Annotated in this window: 13 protein-coding genes, 1 tRNA gene and 1 pseudogene; 11 read left to right on the top strand and 4 right to left on the bottom strand. The window is 62.9% G+C overall.

From position 1 onward, the window contains the following. The first annotated feature begins 20 nt into the window (after positions 1–20). Positions 21–398: a flagellar export protein FliJ gene (locus FJ972_RS09975; RefSeq protein ID WP_140496101.1), complete on the top strand. Its 378-nt coding sequence runs from the start codon at positions 21–23 to the stop codon at positions 396–398. A 61-nt stretch (positions 399–459) separates the two neighbouring features. On the opposite strand, the gene FJ972_RS09970 is transcribed toward FJ972_RS09975, so the two are convergent. Then, on the bottom strand, positions 460–858 hold the full coding sequence (locus tag FJ972_RS09970) for a winged helix-turn-helix transcriptional regulator (RefSeq protein ID WP_140524948.1): 399 nt from the start codon (positions 856–858) through the stop codon (positions 460–462). Between the two features lie 88 nt (positions 859–946). Here FJ972_RS09970 and FJ972_RS09960 point away from each other — a divergent pair. Next, positions 947–1872, top strand: a pseudogene (locus tag FJ972_RS09960) (NADP-dependent oxidoreductase). A 67-nt stretch (positions 1873–1939) separates the two neighbouring features. Here FJ972_RS09960 and FJ972_RS09955 read toward each other — a convergent pair. Beyond that, a complete protein-coding gene (locus tag FJ972_RS09955) occupies positions 1940–2215 on the bottom strand; it encodes a DUF1153 domain-containing protein (protein WP_006203587.1) in 276 nt (91 codons plus the stop codon). 288 nt (positions 2216–2503) lie between these two features. On the opposite strand from FJ972_RS09955, the gene mnmA reads away from it, so the two are divergent. Next, positions 2504–3694 carry a tRNA 2-thiouridine(34) synthase MnmA gene (gene mnmA / locus FJ972_RS09950; RefSeq protein WP_140496104.1) on the top strand — a complete coding sequence of 397 codons (1191 nt, stop codon included), beginning with the start codon at positions 2504–2506 and terminating at the stop codon, positions 3692–3694. A 37-nt stretch (positions 3695–3731) separates the two neighbouring features. Here mnmA and FJ972_RS09945 read toward each other — a convergent pair whose 3' ends face one another. Further along, positions 3732–4697, bottom strand: a complete 966-nt coding sequence (locus FJ972_RS09945; protein WP_140496105.1) for a Gfo/Idh/MocA family protein — start codon at positions 4695–4697, stop codon at positions 3732–3734. A 240-nt stretch (positions 4698–4937) separates the two neighbouring features. Here FJ972_RS09945 and FJ972_RS09940 point away from each other — a divergent pair. Further along, positions 4938–5014, top strand: a tRNA-Met gene (locus tag FJ972_RS09940). 120 nt (positions 5015–5134) lie between these two features. On the opposite strand, the gene FJ972_RS09935 is transcribed toward FJ972_RS09940, so the two are convergent. Then, the gene (locus FJ972_RS09935) at positions 5135–5947 is read right to left on the bottom strand and encodes a helix-turn-helix domain-containing protein (RefSeq protein WP_140496106.1); all 813 of its coding nucleotides are present in this window, start codon (positions 5945–5947) and stop codon (positions 5135–5137) included. A gap of 53 nt (positions 5948–6000) precedes the next feature. Between FJ972_RS09935 and FJ972_RS09930 the strand changes: the two genes are divergently transcribed. The 7 genes from FJ972_RS09930 to FJ972_RS09900 all read left to right on the top strand — a co-directional run bounded on the left by FJ972_RS09930 (position 6001) and on the right by FJ972_RS09900 (position 14963). Beyond that, on the top strand, positions 6001–8079 hold the full coding sequence (locus tag FJ972_RS09930; RefSeq protein ID WP_210239842.1) for a CocE/NonD family hydrolase: 2079 nt from the start codon (positions 6001–6003) through the stop codon (positions 8077–8079). A 189-nt stretch (positions 8080–8268) separates the two neighbouring features. After that, the gene (locus FJ972_RS09925; RefSeq protein WP_140496108.1) at positions 8269–9843 is read left to right on the top strand and encodes an ABC transporter substrate-binding protein; all 1575 of its coding nucleotides are present in this window, start codon (positions 8269–8271) and stop codon (positions 9841–9843) included. A gap of 131 nt (positions 9844–9974) precedes the next feature. Further along, the gene (locus tag FJ972_RS09920; protein ID WP_140522202.1) at positions 9975–10913 is read left to right on the top strand and encodes an ABC transporter permease; all 939 of its coding nucleotides are present in this window, start codon (positions 9975–9977) and stop codon (positions 10911–10913) included. Position 10914: 1 nt separating this feature from the next. Then, complete coding sequence (locus FJ972_RS09915) at positions 10915–11808, top strand: ABC transporter permease (RefSeq protein ID WP_224655834.1); 894 nt, start codon at positions 10915–10917, stop codon at positions 11806–11808. Continuing rightward, positions 11805–12824: an ABC transporter ATP-binding protein gene (locus FJ972_RS09910; protein ID WP_140522204.1), complete on the top strand. Its 1020-nt coding sequence runs from the start codon at positions 11805–11807 to the stop codon at positions 12822–12824. Before FJ972_RS09915 ends, FJ972_RS09910 begins: the two co-directional genes overlap by 4 nt. After that, a complete protein-coding gene (locus FJ972_RS09905; protein WP_140522206.1) occupies positions 12821–13837 on the top strand; it encodes an ABC transporter ATP-binding protein in 1017 nt (338 codons plus the stop codon). Before FJ972_RS09910 ends, FJ972_RS09905 begins: the two co-directional genes overlap by 4 nt. Next, positions 13827–14963, top strand: a complete 1137-nt coding sequence (locus FJ972_RS09900; RefSeq protein ID WP_181168601.1) for a succinylglutamate desuccinylase/aspartoacylase family protein — start codon at positions 13827–13829, stop codon at positions 14961–14963. The genes FJ972_RS09905 and FJ972_RS09900 overlap by 11 nt, the downstream gene beginning before the upstream one ends. The last annotated feature ends 29 nt before the right edge of the window (positions 14964–14992 follow it).

Here is a 14992-nt window from a genome sequence, read left to right as displayed (position 1 = left end):
GTTTCCGGGAGTACCGAATCATGAAGTCACGTGAAAACCTCGTTCGGCTGAAACAGTTTCAGGTGAATGAGAAGCGGCGGCAGCTGCTGCAGCTCGACATGATGATCGCCGAATTCGAACGCATGGCCGCCGAGCTGGAGCTTCAGATCAGCGCCGAGGAAAAGAAGGCCGGTATCACCGACATCAATCATTTCGCCTATCCGACCTTCGCCAAGGCGGCCCGTTTGCGCCGCGACAACCTCAGAAATTCGCAAGGCGACCTCGCCCAGCAGCGAAGCGCCGCCGAATCATTACTCGGCGAAGCTGAAGCGGAGCTTTCCAAGGCGGAAATGCTCGAATCGCGCGACACCAAGATTCGCGAGGCCGAAACCGGCGGTCGTAGCGCGATGATCGGCTGAACCGCCCGATATCCGCGTCTTTGAGCACGTCCAAGCGGGCGCGCAACGCATTGGGCGAGCGCTAAGCGGCCCACTCCCCTTCATTCGCGGCCGCAGCTCGCGCCCGGGCCTCCTTGATGTCGGGAACGTGTTGTTCCGACCAGGATCTGATCTGGTTGAGCAATCCCGCCAGATTCTGGCCAAGTTCGGTCAATTCATATTCGACCCGAGGCGGGACGACCGCAAACACCTCGCGCCGCACCAGGCCGTCGCGCTCGAGCACGCGCAACGTCTGCGTCAGCATCTTCGGCGTGACGCCTTCGAGCTTGCGGGCAAGCTCGCCATTGCGCTGCCGGCCTTGGCGCAGCGCACAAACAACCAGGTAAACCCACTTGCTGGCCAGCGTCTCCAGCACCGTGTGTGAGGGACAGGTCCGCCGGAACGCATCATAGCCGAAGGGGGAGTCGAGATAACTATCCATACGGTACCTATATATCAAAAAGGTACATACTGGACAAGAGACTATTACTCTCCAAATGATAGTGGGACCGGTCATCAGGAGAAATCTTATGCGTGCCATTATCCAGAATTCCGTCGGCGGACCCGATGTCCTTGTCATCGCCGAGCGCCCGGCGCCCTCGCCCAACGCCGGCGAAGTGCTGGTCCGCATCAAGGCGGCCGGCATCAATCCGGTCGATGGCGCCGTGCGCGCCGGCTATTACCCGCTGCTCGGCGAACCACCCTTCATCCTCGGCTGGGACCTTCGGGAACCGTCGAGGCGCTGGGGCCTGGTGTCAGCGGCCTGAAACCAGGTGACGCGGTGTTCGGCATGCCGCGCTTCCCAAAGCAGGCGGCAGCCTATGCCGAACTGGCCGCGGTGCCCGCCGATGAAATCGCGCGCAAGCCCGCGCACGCCGATTACGTCCAGGCAGGCGCATTGCCGCTGGCCGGCCTCACCGCCTGGCAAGGCCTCGTGCGTCATGGCGCGATGAAAGCCGGCCAGCGCGTGCTGGTCCACGCCGGGGCCGGCGGCGTCGGCCATCTGGCGGTGCAGGTCGCCAAGGCGGGCGGCGCCTGGGTTGCCGCCACCGTCAGCACGGAAAAATGGGATTTCGTCCACAAGCTCGGCGCCGACGAGGTCATCGACTACACCAAGGATGATTTTACCGACAAGGCGAAGGACATCGACCTGGTGCTCGAGACGGTGGGCGGCGAGCACGCCCATCAATCGTTGAAGGTGCTCAGGGACGGCGGCGTGCTGGTGTCACTGCTCGACATCAGCGACAAGACCAGGGCGGATGCCAAGGCGCGAAGCATCCGCGTCGAACGCATGTCCGTTGTTCCCGACCGCGAAGGCCTGCTGGAACTTGGCAGGCTCGTCGATGCGGGAAAGCTTACCGTGCATGTGGCAAAGACCTTCCCGCTAGAACAGGCCGGCGCCGCGCACGCTTTCCTCGCCAGCAAGCCGGTCGGCAAGGTGGTGCTGACGGTCTGAAACGCGCAAATGCTGTCAAGAAACCAAAAGGGCGCGAACTTCGCGCCCTTTTGCAGATTCTTGAGCGTCAGTGCCGGTATTGCTGGATGCGCGTCGTGCGCAGCCCGGCGAGGCCGTATTCGTCGATCGAGGCCTGCCAGGACAGGAACTCCTCGGTGGTCAGCTTGTAGCGCTGGCATGCCTCCTCGAGGCTCAAAAGCCCGCCGCGCACCGCTGCAACCACTTCCGCCTTGCGCCGGATAACCCAGCGACGTGTATTCGTCGGCGGCAGATCGGCAATTGTGAGAGGGCTGCCGTCAGGCCCGATAACATATTTGACTCGCGGTCTAACCAGATCGGTCATCGTACTCTCTACAAAAAACTCAAAGACCCAATCCCCACCACGTTACCGCCACAGCTTTAAAAATTGCCTAAGCAGACCCTAACAGCTAGGTAATGATCATGAACGCCGCGTTAGTCTTTTCGCAAACATTTGAAATATCTGCCGGGAAGTTCCGGATTCGCTCGAAAAATCTGCGCGGTCACCGGGCCGGCAGTTGCCCGCCGATCGGTCCCGCAAGCTGGCGCAGCCGCCAAGCTTGACCTATATTCGCGTCATTGGCATGCAAGCGCCGCGCAGAACGAAAGAACCATGAACAGCCTCGATCTTCCCGGACGTCCCGAAAACACCCGTATCGTCGTCGCCATGTCGGGCGGCGTCGATTCGTCCGTCGTCGCGGGTCTCTTGAAGCGCGAGGGTTATGATGTCGTCGGCGTCACCTTGCAGCTTTACGATCATGGCGCCGCGACGCACCGGGCCGGGTCCTGCTGTGCCGGGCAGGATATCGATGACGCCCGCCGCGTTTCCGAGACGCTCGGCATTCCGCATTATGTGCTCGACTACGAAGAGCGCTTCCGCAAGGCGGTCATCGATCCCTTTGCTGAGAGCTATGTCGCCGGCGAGACGCCGATCCCTTGCGTTTCCTGCAACCAGACGGTGAAGTTCGCTGATCTGCTGGCCACCGCCAAGGATCTCGGCGCCGACGCGCTGGCCACGGGCCACTACATTCGCTCCGGCGCCAATGGCGCCCATCGCGCGCTCTATAGGCCGGTCGACGCCGATCGCGACCAGAGCTATTTCCTCTTCGCCACCACGCAGGCGCAGATCGATTATCTGCGCTTTCCGCTCGGCGGCCTGCCGAAGCCGCAGGTTCGCGCCATTGCCGAGGAGATGGGCCTGACGGTAGCCGCCAAGCAGGACAGCCAGGACATCTGCTTCGTGCCCCAGGGCAAATATTCCGACATCATTGCCAAGCTGAAGCCGACGGCCGCCAATCCGGGTGACATCGTCCATATCGACGGCCGGGTGCTCGGCCGCCATGAAGGCATTCTGCGCTACACCATCGGCCAGCGCCGCGGCATCGGCGTGGCCTCCGGCGAGCCGCTCTATGTCGTCCATCTCGACGCCGAGCGCGCCCGTGTCGTGGTCGGGCCGCGCGAGGCGCTGGAGACGCACAAGATCTACCTGCGCAACATGAACTGGCTTGGTGACGGCGCGCTGGCCGACATGCCCGCGGGCGGGCTGGAACTGTTCGCCAAGGTTCGCTCGACCAGGCCGCCACGCCCGGCGATGCTGCGTCACGAGGCGGGCGTCACATCGGTCGAATTGGCCGATGGCGAGTCCGGTATCGCGCCTGGACAGGCTTGCGTGCTCTATTCCGACGACGGCAACGAGGCCCGCGTGTTCGGCGGCGGCTTCATCGAACGCTCCGAGCGCGGCGCCGAGGCCGAGGCGATGTTGAGCCGACTTGCCGCGTCACCGGCGCAGGTTCCCGCCGAGTAGGCAACGATCTCTCCGCCGCGACGCGGCCCGATCTTCTTCAGGGATTGGATTTGGTGTGCGTGACCGTACCCGCGGTCAGGATGCGCAGCACCCGGATTGCCTCCTCGCCGCTGGTGCGCGGTTCGGCCCGCGTTTCGATGCAATGGATGAAGTGCTCGAGTTCGCGCGTCAGCGGCATGCCTTGGCCAACCGCGACATAGGAGGGCTCATTGGTGGTGAACGCCCATTGGCCGCTGTCCTGCCAGACCGCGTGGCGATAGACGGCGAGCTTGCGCTCCCATGGTTCGACATCGTCGAAGACAGCCATCGCCTTGGTGCCGACCACGGTCAGCCGCCGTTCGCGGTAAGGGTTCAGCCGCGAGGCGAAGAGATGGCTGCGCAAACCGTTGGGAAAGCGCATGTGCAGATGCGCGAAGTCGCTGAGATTGTCGAGCAGCGCCGCCCCTTCGCCGCGCACCTCGATCGGTTCGGTGCCGGTGATGGCCAGGATCATAGACAGGTCATGCGGCGCCAGGTCCCATAGCGCATCGTTCTCGGTGTGGAATTTGCCGAGGCCGAGCCGGTGCGAATGGATGTAGCGGACCTCGCCGAGCTCGCCCTTGTCGATGAGCGCCTTCAGCGTCTCGAACGCGGGATGGAAGCGCAAGACGTGGCCGACCATGAAGACGCGGCCCTTGTCCTTCGCCGCCTGCACCGAGCGCTCGGCATCGGCAACCGTCAACGCGATCGGCTTCTCCACCAGCACGTCCTTGCCGCTTTCGGTGGCGCGCACCGCCATCTCGGCATGAAATTGCGGCGGCAGCGCCATGACGATGGCGTCGATGTCATTGCGGACGAACAACTGGTCCGGTTCGATCGCGAGGCAGTCCTGTTCGCTGGCAAAGCCTTCGGCGCGGGCACGGTTGGCGTCGGAGACCGCGTGGAGCGCGCCGAGCGCCTTGAGGGTGCGGATGTGGTTGGAGCCCCAGTATCCGCAACCGAGGACTGCAATGCGCGGCTTCATCTGTTCTCAAACTCTAAAAACTCGTGGCCGAGACATAGCGACGTGCCTCTTCGAACTCAACCCCGGCGGCTGCAACCAATTATCGGCGCGGCAAAGCTTTTCGGCAGCGAGAATAAGCGCCCCTGCCGAGCGGTTCGAAGCTTGACAGGCTCACCCTCCCAACCTTATATCCGCGCGACCTTGGCGAACGCCTCGAAATGCCTTGCGATTTAAGGCGGATTTCGGGCCTTTCGCCGCCCTGGCGGGGTAGCTCAGTTGGTTAGAGCACGGGAATCATAATCCTGGGGTCGGGGGTTCAAGTCCCTCTCCCGCTACCACCTCTCACCTGTACGGCCCGGAGACATAGGTAACAGACTGTACCTAAGACATGGGTGACAACCTCGTGCTGAACGGGTTGGACAGGCCCGCGCTGATGCGGGTCGCGTTGGGAGGAACGTCTACACCTCTTCCGTCTCGAGCACGAACGTCCCGGTGGGGATGCGGTTGGTGATCATGGCGCGGATGCCGACATCGATGGCGGGGTCAGTTTCGTCGAATAGGCCGCAGGCCTGCAGCGCCTTGCGCTGGTCGACGGAGCGGCCGAGATATTCCAGAAGCACGACCGAGGCTGCGGGTCTCCGCCCTCGTAAAAGGGGCATGCCCGTCTGGATGCCGACCAGATAGGCGACGCTCGTCTGGTAGCTCGGATAAAGGATCACCTGGGTGATGCTGGTCTTGAGCAGGGTTTCGGATTCGAGCGCGAATATGCGATCGCCGAGCAGCAGCAGGGCGGCCGAATATTTCGAGGTCTTTACGCCATATTTGCCGAAATGGACGAGCCTTTCCATGCATTTCCAGAAATAGCGGCCTTCCTTTTCATAGATTACGACCAGGCATTTGATGATCTTGCCGGCATAGCCGAACGAGTAGAAATAGCGGAAATAGTAGCCGACATAGCGCCCGAGATCGCCGGAACGCTGATAGAGCTGCTCCATATGCACCAGCATGTCCGATGGCGCATGGACGCCGAGTGGGCGGCGGCGCAGGCCGACGATCTCGGCAAAGCGCTGCTGGTCCATCAAAAGCTCGCCTTCGCTCACGCCGAAGAAATCGCAGATCTTGCGCATGTTGCGGCGGGACGGCCAGGTCTGGCCGCTCAGATACTTGTTGAACTGCTGGCGGTTGATCTGCAGGCGCCGGCACACGGCGGCTATCGACGGATAATAGCTGCACAGGAAGGCGAGGTTCTGGGGAAGCGGTTCGGTCTGCATGACCTAATGCATACTGACGCCAGAACAGTGTCAAGTCGCGAAGGGTCGCGAAATTGTGCGGCACCGCCGATTTGCCCAAGGTGGCGCTCTCCAACAGAGGCCTCGTCATGCGCACAGTGTCCAACTTCCCCCATCCGATCCGCTCGGTCGACCATTTCGAGATTCCGATGCCGGACGGCTGCCGGCTTGCGGCGCGCATGTGGCTTCCCGAGGGTGCCGAACAAAAGCCGGTGCCGGCTATCCTGGAATACATCCCCTATCGCAAGAACGATCTGACCGCCGCGCGTGATGTCGTCATGCACCCCTACGTGGCCGGCCACGGCTACGCAGTGGTGCGCGTCGACCTGCGCGGAACCGGCGATTCCGAAGGGCTGATGCTCGACGAATACCTTCAGCAGGAGCTTGACGATGGCTGCTCGGTCATCGAATGGCTGGCCTCCCAGCCCTGGTGCGACGGCAACGTCGGCATGATCGGCATCTCCTGGGGCGGCTTCAACGGATTGCAGATCGCGGCCATGCGGCCGCCTGCGCTGAAGGCGGTGATCAGTTGCGCCTCGACCGACGACCGCTACGCCGACGATGTCCACCACATGGGTGGCACGCTGCTCATCGACAATCTCTCCTGGGCGGCGATCATGTTCGGGCGCAACACGCTGCCGCCCGACCCACGCAACAAGCCGCACAATTGGCGCGCTTTGTGGCACAGTCGATTGAAGGAAAGCGGGCTATGGCTGAAGAACTGGCTGGAGCACCAGCACCGCGACAAGTTCTGGAAACACGGTTCGGTCTGCGAGGATTTCGGTGCAATCACCTGCCCGGTCTACGCCGTCAGCGGCTGGGCCGATGGTTATTGCCGCTCGGTCTTCCGCCTGATGGAAAAGCTGCAGGGCCCGCGCAAGGGGCTGGTCGGGCCATGGGCGCACACTTATCCCCATATCGGCAAGCCTGGTCCTGCCATCGGCTTTCTGCAGGAATGCGTCCGCTGGTGGGATCAATGGCTGAAGGGCCGTGACACCGGCATCATGGACGAGCCGATGCTGCGCCTGTTCATGCAGGATAGCGCCCCGCCGCAAACTTCCTACGAGACGCGCGCCGGACGCTGGGTCACGGAGCCGGCATGGCCATCGCCGAATATCGAGCGGCAGTCCTTCTTCCTTTCCGGCAATGGGCGCCTGTCCCTGCGCCGGGCAGACGATGCGGCCGGAACGCAGACGGTCCGCTCGCCCTTGTCGGTTGGCCTGCGCGGCGGCAAATGGTGCTCCTATGCCGTGCCCGGCGACCAGCCGGCTGACCAGCGCGGCGACGATGCCGGCAGTCTGGTCTATGAGACGCAAGAGCTGGCGCACGATGTTGAGATCGCCGGCGATGCAATGCTCGATCTTGTCTTCGAAAGCGACAGGCCCGTCGCCATGGTGGCCGTCCGTCTTTCGGATGTCGCCCCCGATGGCGCGACGACGCGCGTCAGCTACGGCCTTTTGAACCTGACGCATCGCGATAGCCATGAGAGGCCCGAACCGCTCGAACCGGCAGGGCGCTACCGCGCCTCTGTCCCCTTCAAGCACGTAGCACAGCGCTTCAGCGCGGGCCACCGCATACGCCTTGCCATCTCGACAAATTACTTCCCGATCGCTTGGCCTTCGCCCGAGCCGGTCACGCTCACCGTCCATCCGACGGATTGCCGCCTTGAACTTCCGGTCCGCGTCGGAGGCGCCGGAGATCCGGCGCCGGCACCTTTTGCCGAACCCGAAGGGGCGTCGCCCTTAGGGGTGGAGACGATCTCGAAGCCGCAAAAGGATTGGGCGATCACGGAGAATCTGGCAGACGCTTCGACTGTCGTTGAGATCGGCGAAGGCGCCGGCACCTATCGCATCGTCGACAACGATCTAACCATTACCTCGCTCGGCCGCGAACGCTATTCCTTCCGCGGCGATGATTTCGGGTCGGCCAGGGCCGAGGCGAAATGGGAGTTCGAATTTTCGCGCGCTGATTGGCGCATGCGTTCGGTGACTGAAACGACCATGACCGCGACGCCATCGCACTTCCACGTCGAGGCGCATCTCGAGGCATGGGAAGGCGACGAGCTTGTCCACGAACAGAAATGGACCGAGGCGATAGAGCGCCGCCTGCTGTGACATTCGCGAACTGACGCTAATCTCGCTCACATCTGCGTCGGCAGCGAAATTGACCGGCTTGCCGGCTGAATTGAAGAATGCGCCGTCCGAACTCGCGGCCCCATCAGGCGGCGCGGCACCAAAAAGGAGGGATCCCGGCAATCGTCGGGAAACCCGCTCAGTTGAAAGGGGAACGAAACCGTGAATGGAATGAAATTGAATCGCAGGCATTTCCTGCAGGCAGGCGCCGGCCTCGGCGCGGGGATCATCGCCTCCGGCCTGCCCTTGTCGCAGGCCGTATGGGCGGCCGAAGGCAAGGTGCTCAAGGCCCGCGCCTATTCCGATATCGACAAGCTCGATCCTGGCTTCTACCAGAACGCGTACAATGTCGACGTCATGAACTGCATCTACACCAAGCTTACGCGCTATAAACCGGGTTCGGAGTGGGGCTGGGAACTCGAGGCCGCCGAATCCGTCGAGCAGATCGATCCGACGCACATCCGCTTCCGCCTGAAGAAGGGCATCAACTTCACTGGCGGATTTGGCGAAATGACCGCCGAGGACGTGAAGTTCTCGTTTGAGCGCGTCATCCAGCACAATTCTCCGGTCAAGGGCGACTGGGGTCCGCTTGACCGCATCGAGATCGAGGACGACCATACTGGCGTGATCGTGCTCAAGACGCCTTTCGTGCCGCTCTGGAACATCACTCTTCCCTATGGTTGCGGCCACATCGTCTCGAAAAAAGCGGTGACGAAGGCAGTTGCCGACGGCGGCGATTTCGGCATGAAGCCGCCCTGCTATTCAGGTCCCTACGTGTTGTCGGACTGGAAGCCGAACCAGCTCGTCCTGTTGACCCGAAATCCCGAATGGAAAGGCCCTAGGCCGGGCTTCGACGAAATTCATATCCTGCCCATGAGCGATATCAAGACCGCCGAGCGCGCCTATCAGGCAGGCGACATCGACTTCACCGATTTCAGCCTCGATTCGCTGGCCACGTTGAAGGACAGCCCGCCCGAAAACACCAAGATCGAAGAAAAGCCTTCGCTCTACTATGTCTATATCGGCATGAACTCGGACCATCCGAAGCTGAAGGACGTCAATGTCCGCAAGGCGATTCAATGGGCCATCAATGTGCCGCAGATCATGGACGCGGCCTATTCAGGCCAGGCCCAGGTCGCGACCGGCCTTATCGCTCCAGGCTTGGTGGGACACCGGGAAAAAGCGCTGATACCGCCGGAGGGCGATCTCGAAAAGGCGAAGCAGTATCTTGAGAAGGCCGGCATCACCGAACTCAGCCTCACCATCGACGCGCTCAACGTGACCACCTTCTCCACGATCGCGGAGATGGTCCAGGCGCAGCTGTCGCAGATCGGCATCACGGTCGAGGTCAATGTTCAGGATTCCGGTTCGTTCTGGACCATCGGCATGGAATCGGAAGGCGAACGTTGGAAGGACATGCAGCTGATCGTGCAGCGTTTCTCGATGGTGCCGGATCCCTATTACGCCACCACCTTTTTCGTGCGCGACCAGGTCGGTGTGTGGAACTGGGAGCGCTTCCGCAGCGAGCGCTTCGACGAGCTCAACGCCAAGGCGGTAACCGTCGAAGACCCGCAGGAACGGGCCAAGATGTATTATGAGATGCAGGACATCATGGAAGATTCCGGCTCCTACCGGTTCCTCACCCATGAAGGCTCGCCGATCATGTACCGAACGACGCAACTCGAGGCCGAGACGCGCCCAGACGGGCGGCCACTCTATCTCGGCTTTGAGCCGAAATCGGCCTAGCGCATTCTAGGAAAAGTGCGTAGCGGTTTTCCGTCCGGAATTGCGAAAAAACAAAGGGTTAGAGCGGGTCGGCGATTCTATCAAACGCTGAACCGCTCTGACGCGGTCGCTGGGACAGGCTGAGTCAAAACATGTGGTTATATCTTGGCAAGCGTATCGTGCTGGCGGCGGCAATTGTCGTCGTTGCCGTCACGCTGCTGTTCCTGATGATCCAGGCCGTTCCCGGCGATCCCGCCGCGGTCCTGCTCGGACCGCGTGCGACGCCGGAACTGAAGGCGCAATTGCACGAGGAAATGGGCCTCGACAAGCCGCTGCCCGTGCAGATCGTCTCATTCTTCGGGGGGCTGCTGCACGGTAATCTCGGCACCGATGTCTTTACCCAGCGCCCTGTCGCGGCCATCGTTTTCGAGCAATTGCCTTACACGATCGAACTCATCCTGGTTTCGATCGCCTGGGCCGTTATCGTCGGCGTGCCGCTCGGCTGCTATTCGGCGCTGCGCCGCAACTCCGTGATCGACAAGGTCGTGGGTGTATTCGCGGTCGGAACCATCGCCATCCCGTCCTTCGTCATGGCGATCTATGCGCTGTTGATCTTCTCGGTCGGCCTGCGCTGGCTGCCGGCCATCGGCGCCGGCTCAGGCTTCCGCGACGGGTTCGTCCATCTCATCCTTCCAGCCTTCGTCGTCGGTATCGGCTGGGTGGGCTACATCTCGCGCATCGTGCGCGCCTCCATGCTGGAGATTCTTGGCGAGAACCACATTCGCATGGCGCGCTCCTTCGGCCTTTCAGAGCGGCGCATCGTGGCGCGCTACGCGCTGCCGCTCGCGATCGTGCCGACAGTGACGATCATCGGCGTCGGCATGGCGCACCTGCTCTCGGCGGCGGTTTTCGTCGAGGTGGTCTTCGCCCGGCCCGGCATCGGCGCGCTGATCGTCAAGGCGGTGGACTCGCGCAACTATCCGATCGTCATGGGCACGGTCCTCGTCACCACCGTTCTGTTCGTCATCTCCACGACGCTCGCCGACCTCGTCAACGCGGCGCTCGATCCAAGAATCCGCGAGAATTTGTAGCGTGTCCGAAGTTCAACTCATTCGCGAGGCGGTCGATGAACGCCGCGGGCCGGGCGCGGCCACCATGTTCCTGCGGCAATTGCGCAAGTCTCCGCTCGGCATGATGGGCGCCGTGCTGGTGGTGCTGATGGTGGCGACTGCGGTCTTCGCCACCTGGATCGTGCCTCACGATCCGATCAAGATCATGGTTGGGCCCCGGCTGGCGCCGCCCTCTTTGCATTTTCTTCTCGGCACCGATCAGTTGGGACGCGATGTCTTCTCGCGGGTCGTCATGGGCGGAAGGATCGCGCTGCTCGTCGCCTTCGTCTCGTTGGGCGCCTCGCTCAGCGCAGGGCTTGTGCTCGGCCTCATCGCCGCCTTCGGTCCGCGCTGGCTGGACAATCTGCTGCTGCTGGTCTTCGACACGATCCGCTCCTTTCCGGTTATCATCTTCGCCTTGGCAGTGGTGACGCTGCTCGGGCCGAGCCTTGCCAGCGTCATCTTCGTCGTCGCGATCACGTCCGTGCCGATCTATGCGCGCGTGGTGCGCACGCAGGCCCACGCACTGCGCGAGAGCGAGTTCATCACTGCGGAGCGCGCCATGGGCGCCGGCATCGTGCGAATCCTTGCCGTGCACGTGCTGCCCAATGTGATCGGGCCGCTGCTGATCCTGGTCAGCATGGATGTTCCGCTGGTCATCACGCTGGAGGCCGGCATGAGCTTCCTAGGCATGGGTGTCCGTCCGCCGACGCCGGACTGGGGAACCATCCTCAGTGACGGCTATGGCTATATCCACAAGACGGTGTGGCTGGTGATCGCCGGCGGCATCCCGATCGTCATAACCACGCTGGGCTTCACTTTCCTCGGCGAGGCGCTGCGCGACATTTTCGACCCCAAGCTTCGGAAAGACCTATGAATCCCGGCGCTCAGGCAGGACATTCTCCAAACCGCGACCCGCTTCTGGCGATCCGTGGTCTGTCTCTCGATTTCGGCACGCCGCGCGGTCGCGCCCATGCACTGCGCGATATCCATATCGACGTGCCGGCGGGCGAAGTGGTCGGCATCGTCGGCGAAAGCGGTTCGGGCAAATCGACGCTCGCCTATGCCGTGATGGGGCTGCTGGCGGAAAATGCCGAGATGGTGAACGGCGCCATCCTGTTCGAGGGGCGCGACCTGCTCGGCATGGCTCCGGCGGAGCGGCGCGGCTTACTCGGCAACCGCATGTCGATGATCTTCCAGGATCCGATGACGGCGTTGAACCCTGTGCGCAGCATCGAAAGCCAGATGATCGATATCCAGCATCACGAGGGCGGCTCGCACCGGACCAAGCGCCAGCGCGCCCTGGGTATGCTTCATCGGGTCGGCATTCCGGACCCGGAGAGCCGCATCGGCGGCTATCCGCACGAGTTTTCCGGCGGAATGCGCCAGCGTATCTGCATCGCCATGGCGCTGCTGGTGAAGCCGGCGCTGCTCATCGCGGACGAACCGACCACAGCGCTCGACGCGACGCTGGAGGTGCAGATCATCCATCTGTTGAAAGAGCTGCAAAAGGAGATCGGCTGCTCGATCCTGTTCGTCTCTCACCACCTCGGCGCTGTCGCCGAGCTCTGCGACCGGGTGGCGGTCATGTATGCGGGCGAGGTGGTCGAATACGGCACCGTGCGCGACATCTTCCGCCGACCGGGGCATCCCTATACGCGCGCGCTGCTCGAATGTGATCCCGGACGCATCCGGCAACGCACCCGCCAGTTGCCGACGATCCCAGGCGAGGTGCCGAGCCTCCTCGGTACCCAGGCGGGTTGCATCTTCCGTCGGCGCTGCCCGCAAGCCTTTACCCGGTGCGTGGATGACAGTCCTGTCCCGTGCGCTATCGGCGCAACGCACACCGCACGTTGCCATCGTCTCGACGACACGCTGGTGGCGCCGGTATGAGCCCCCTGCTTTCTGTCGAGGATCTTCGCGTACGCTTCCGCACCATGGGCGCGCTGAAGGCGCTCGCCAGCGGCGTTAAGAACCCGTTCGTGGACGCCGTCTGCGGCGTTTCCTTCGAGATCCGCAAGGGCGAAACGCTCGGCCTCGTCGGTGAAAGCGGTTCGGGAAAATCCACCATCGCCCGCGCCATCATGGGCCTGCGGCCGCCAACGGGCGGCACGATACGCTTCGATGGTCAGGTGCTGAACGGCCTCGCCCCGACGGAGCGCAAGCCGCATCTTCGGCGCATGGCGATGATGTTCCAGGATCCGGTCGGATCGCTGTCGCCGCGACTCACTGTACGCTCACTGCTGATGGAGCCTTTCCGCATTCACGGCGTTACCGGCCGCGACCCCGCCGCCGAAGCGGAACGCCTGCTCAACATGGTCGGCCTGCCCGCCGATTTCGGGCGGCGATATCCACACCAGCTTTCCGGAGGCCAAGCGCGCCGCGTCGGCGTGGCGCGGGCCCTTGCATTGCAACCCGATCTTATCATCGCCGACGAGCCGACCGCGGGTCTGGACGTGTCCGTTCAGGGTGAAGTCCTCAATCTGCTTGGACGTTTGCAGGGCGAACTCGGCATCGCCATTCTCATCATCACGCATAATCTCAATGTCGTGCGCCACATGACCGATCGCATGGCGATCATGTATCTCGGCCGCTTCATCGAGGTCGGCTCGACCGAGCGGATATTCGCGCAGCCGCGCCACCCCTATACGGAGGCGCTGCTGTCGGCCAATCCGGAACCCGACCCGGACGCCGTGCTCGACAGGGTCGAGCTCAGCGGCGAGGTGCCGAGCCTGATGACGCGCCCAACGGGCTGCGAGTTTCACACCCGCTGCCGCTATGCGCAGGGCATCTGCAAAAGCGTCTTCCCGTCCCGGGCAGCCGACCGGGAAGATCCCCGCCATGTCTTCAATTGCCACTTCCCGCTATCGGAACGTGCGCTCGCCGGAGCCACCAATGTCTCGTGAAATCCTCGATGTTCCTCTTGCCAACGGCACGCCGGGCAGCCAACACAGCGTGCGCATTATCCGGTATGGTGCCGCCGACGCGCGCCCGAAAGCCTACATACATGCCGCGCTGCATGCCGACGAAGCGCCCGGCCTGCTGGTGTTACACCATCTGGTCGAGCAGCTTGACGCCGCCGACGCGCGCGGCGAAATCCGGGGCCAGATCGTCGTCGTTCCCTACGCCAACCCGCTCGGCCTGGCGCAGTTCGTCAATGGCGATCATCTGGGGCGTTACGATCTGGCCAGCGGCCGGAATTTCAACCGCAAATGGCCTGATGTCGCCGGCGAATTGACCATCCGACTTGCCGATCGGCTCGGAAGCAGCGCCGACGACAACACGGTGCTCATCCGCAGCACGATTCGCGAAATTCTCGACGAACGCGGCGCAGGGCAGCCTGTCGATTCCCTTTACACCGCCTTGGCACGCGAGGCTTTCGATTCCGATCTTGTGCTGGATCTGCACTGCGACGACGAAGGGCTGATGCATCTGTTCGTGCGGCCCGAGATCTCGGCCGAATTGTCCGACCTTGCGCGGGAACTCGGTTGCCGGGCGGTGTTCTCACAGGGTTCGTCGGGCGGCTCAACCTTCGCCGAAGCAAGCGTCGAGCCCTGGATCAGGCTTGCGGCTGCCCTTCCCGATAAGGTGATCCCGATCGGCTGCCTCGCCGCGACGGTGGAACTGCGCGGCTTCATCGACATCAGTGATGAGATGGCGTCGGCTGACGCTTCCGCCTTGCTCAACGTGCTTCGCCGCCGCGGCTACGTCGCGGGGCAAGCGGGCCTGCCGCCCGCCGCGCTTTGCGAGATCACCGGCTTCGATGCGTGCGATGTGGTTCGCACGCCCGCTTTCGGTGTCATCGTCTACCGCGCCGAACTGGGTGAACGCGTCACTTGTGGACAGCCGATCGCGGACATCATCGTGCCTTCTTCGCTGGGCCGCGAGGCGCGCGTGACGGTACGGGCGCGCACCGACGGGCTCGTGGTGACGCGAAGGCTGAAGAAACTTGTCGCCGCCAATCAGGTCATTGCCAAGGTGGTGGGCCAAAAGCCCCTCGCCCACCGGACAGGCTATCTGCTGGAGGATTAGATCGATCAGCGGGCGCGGGCACTTCTTGA

The sequence above is a fragment of the Mesorhizobium sp. B2-1-1 genome, from assembly GCF_006442975.2.
Lineage (GTDB): Bacteria > Pseudomonadota > Alphaproteobacteria > Rhizobiales > Rhizobiaceae > Mesorhizobium.
The sequence above is the reverse complement of the archived record's forward strand: the minus strand, read 5'-3'. Positions and strand labels throughout refer to the sequence as shown.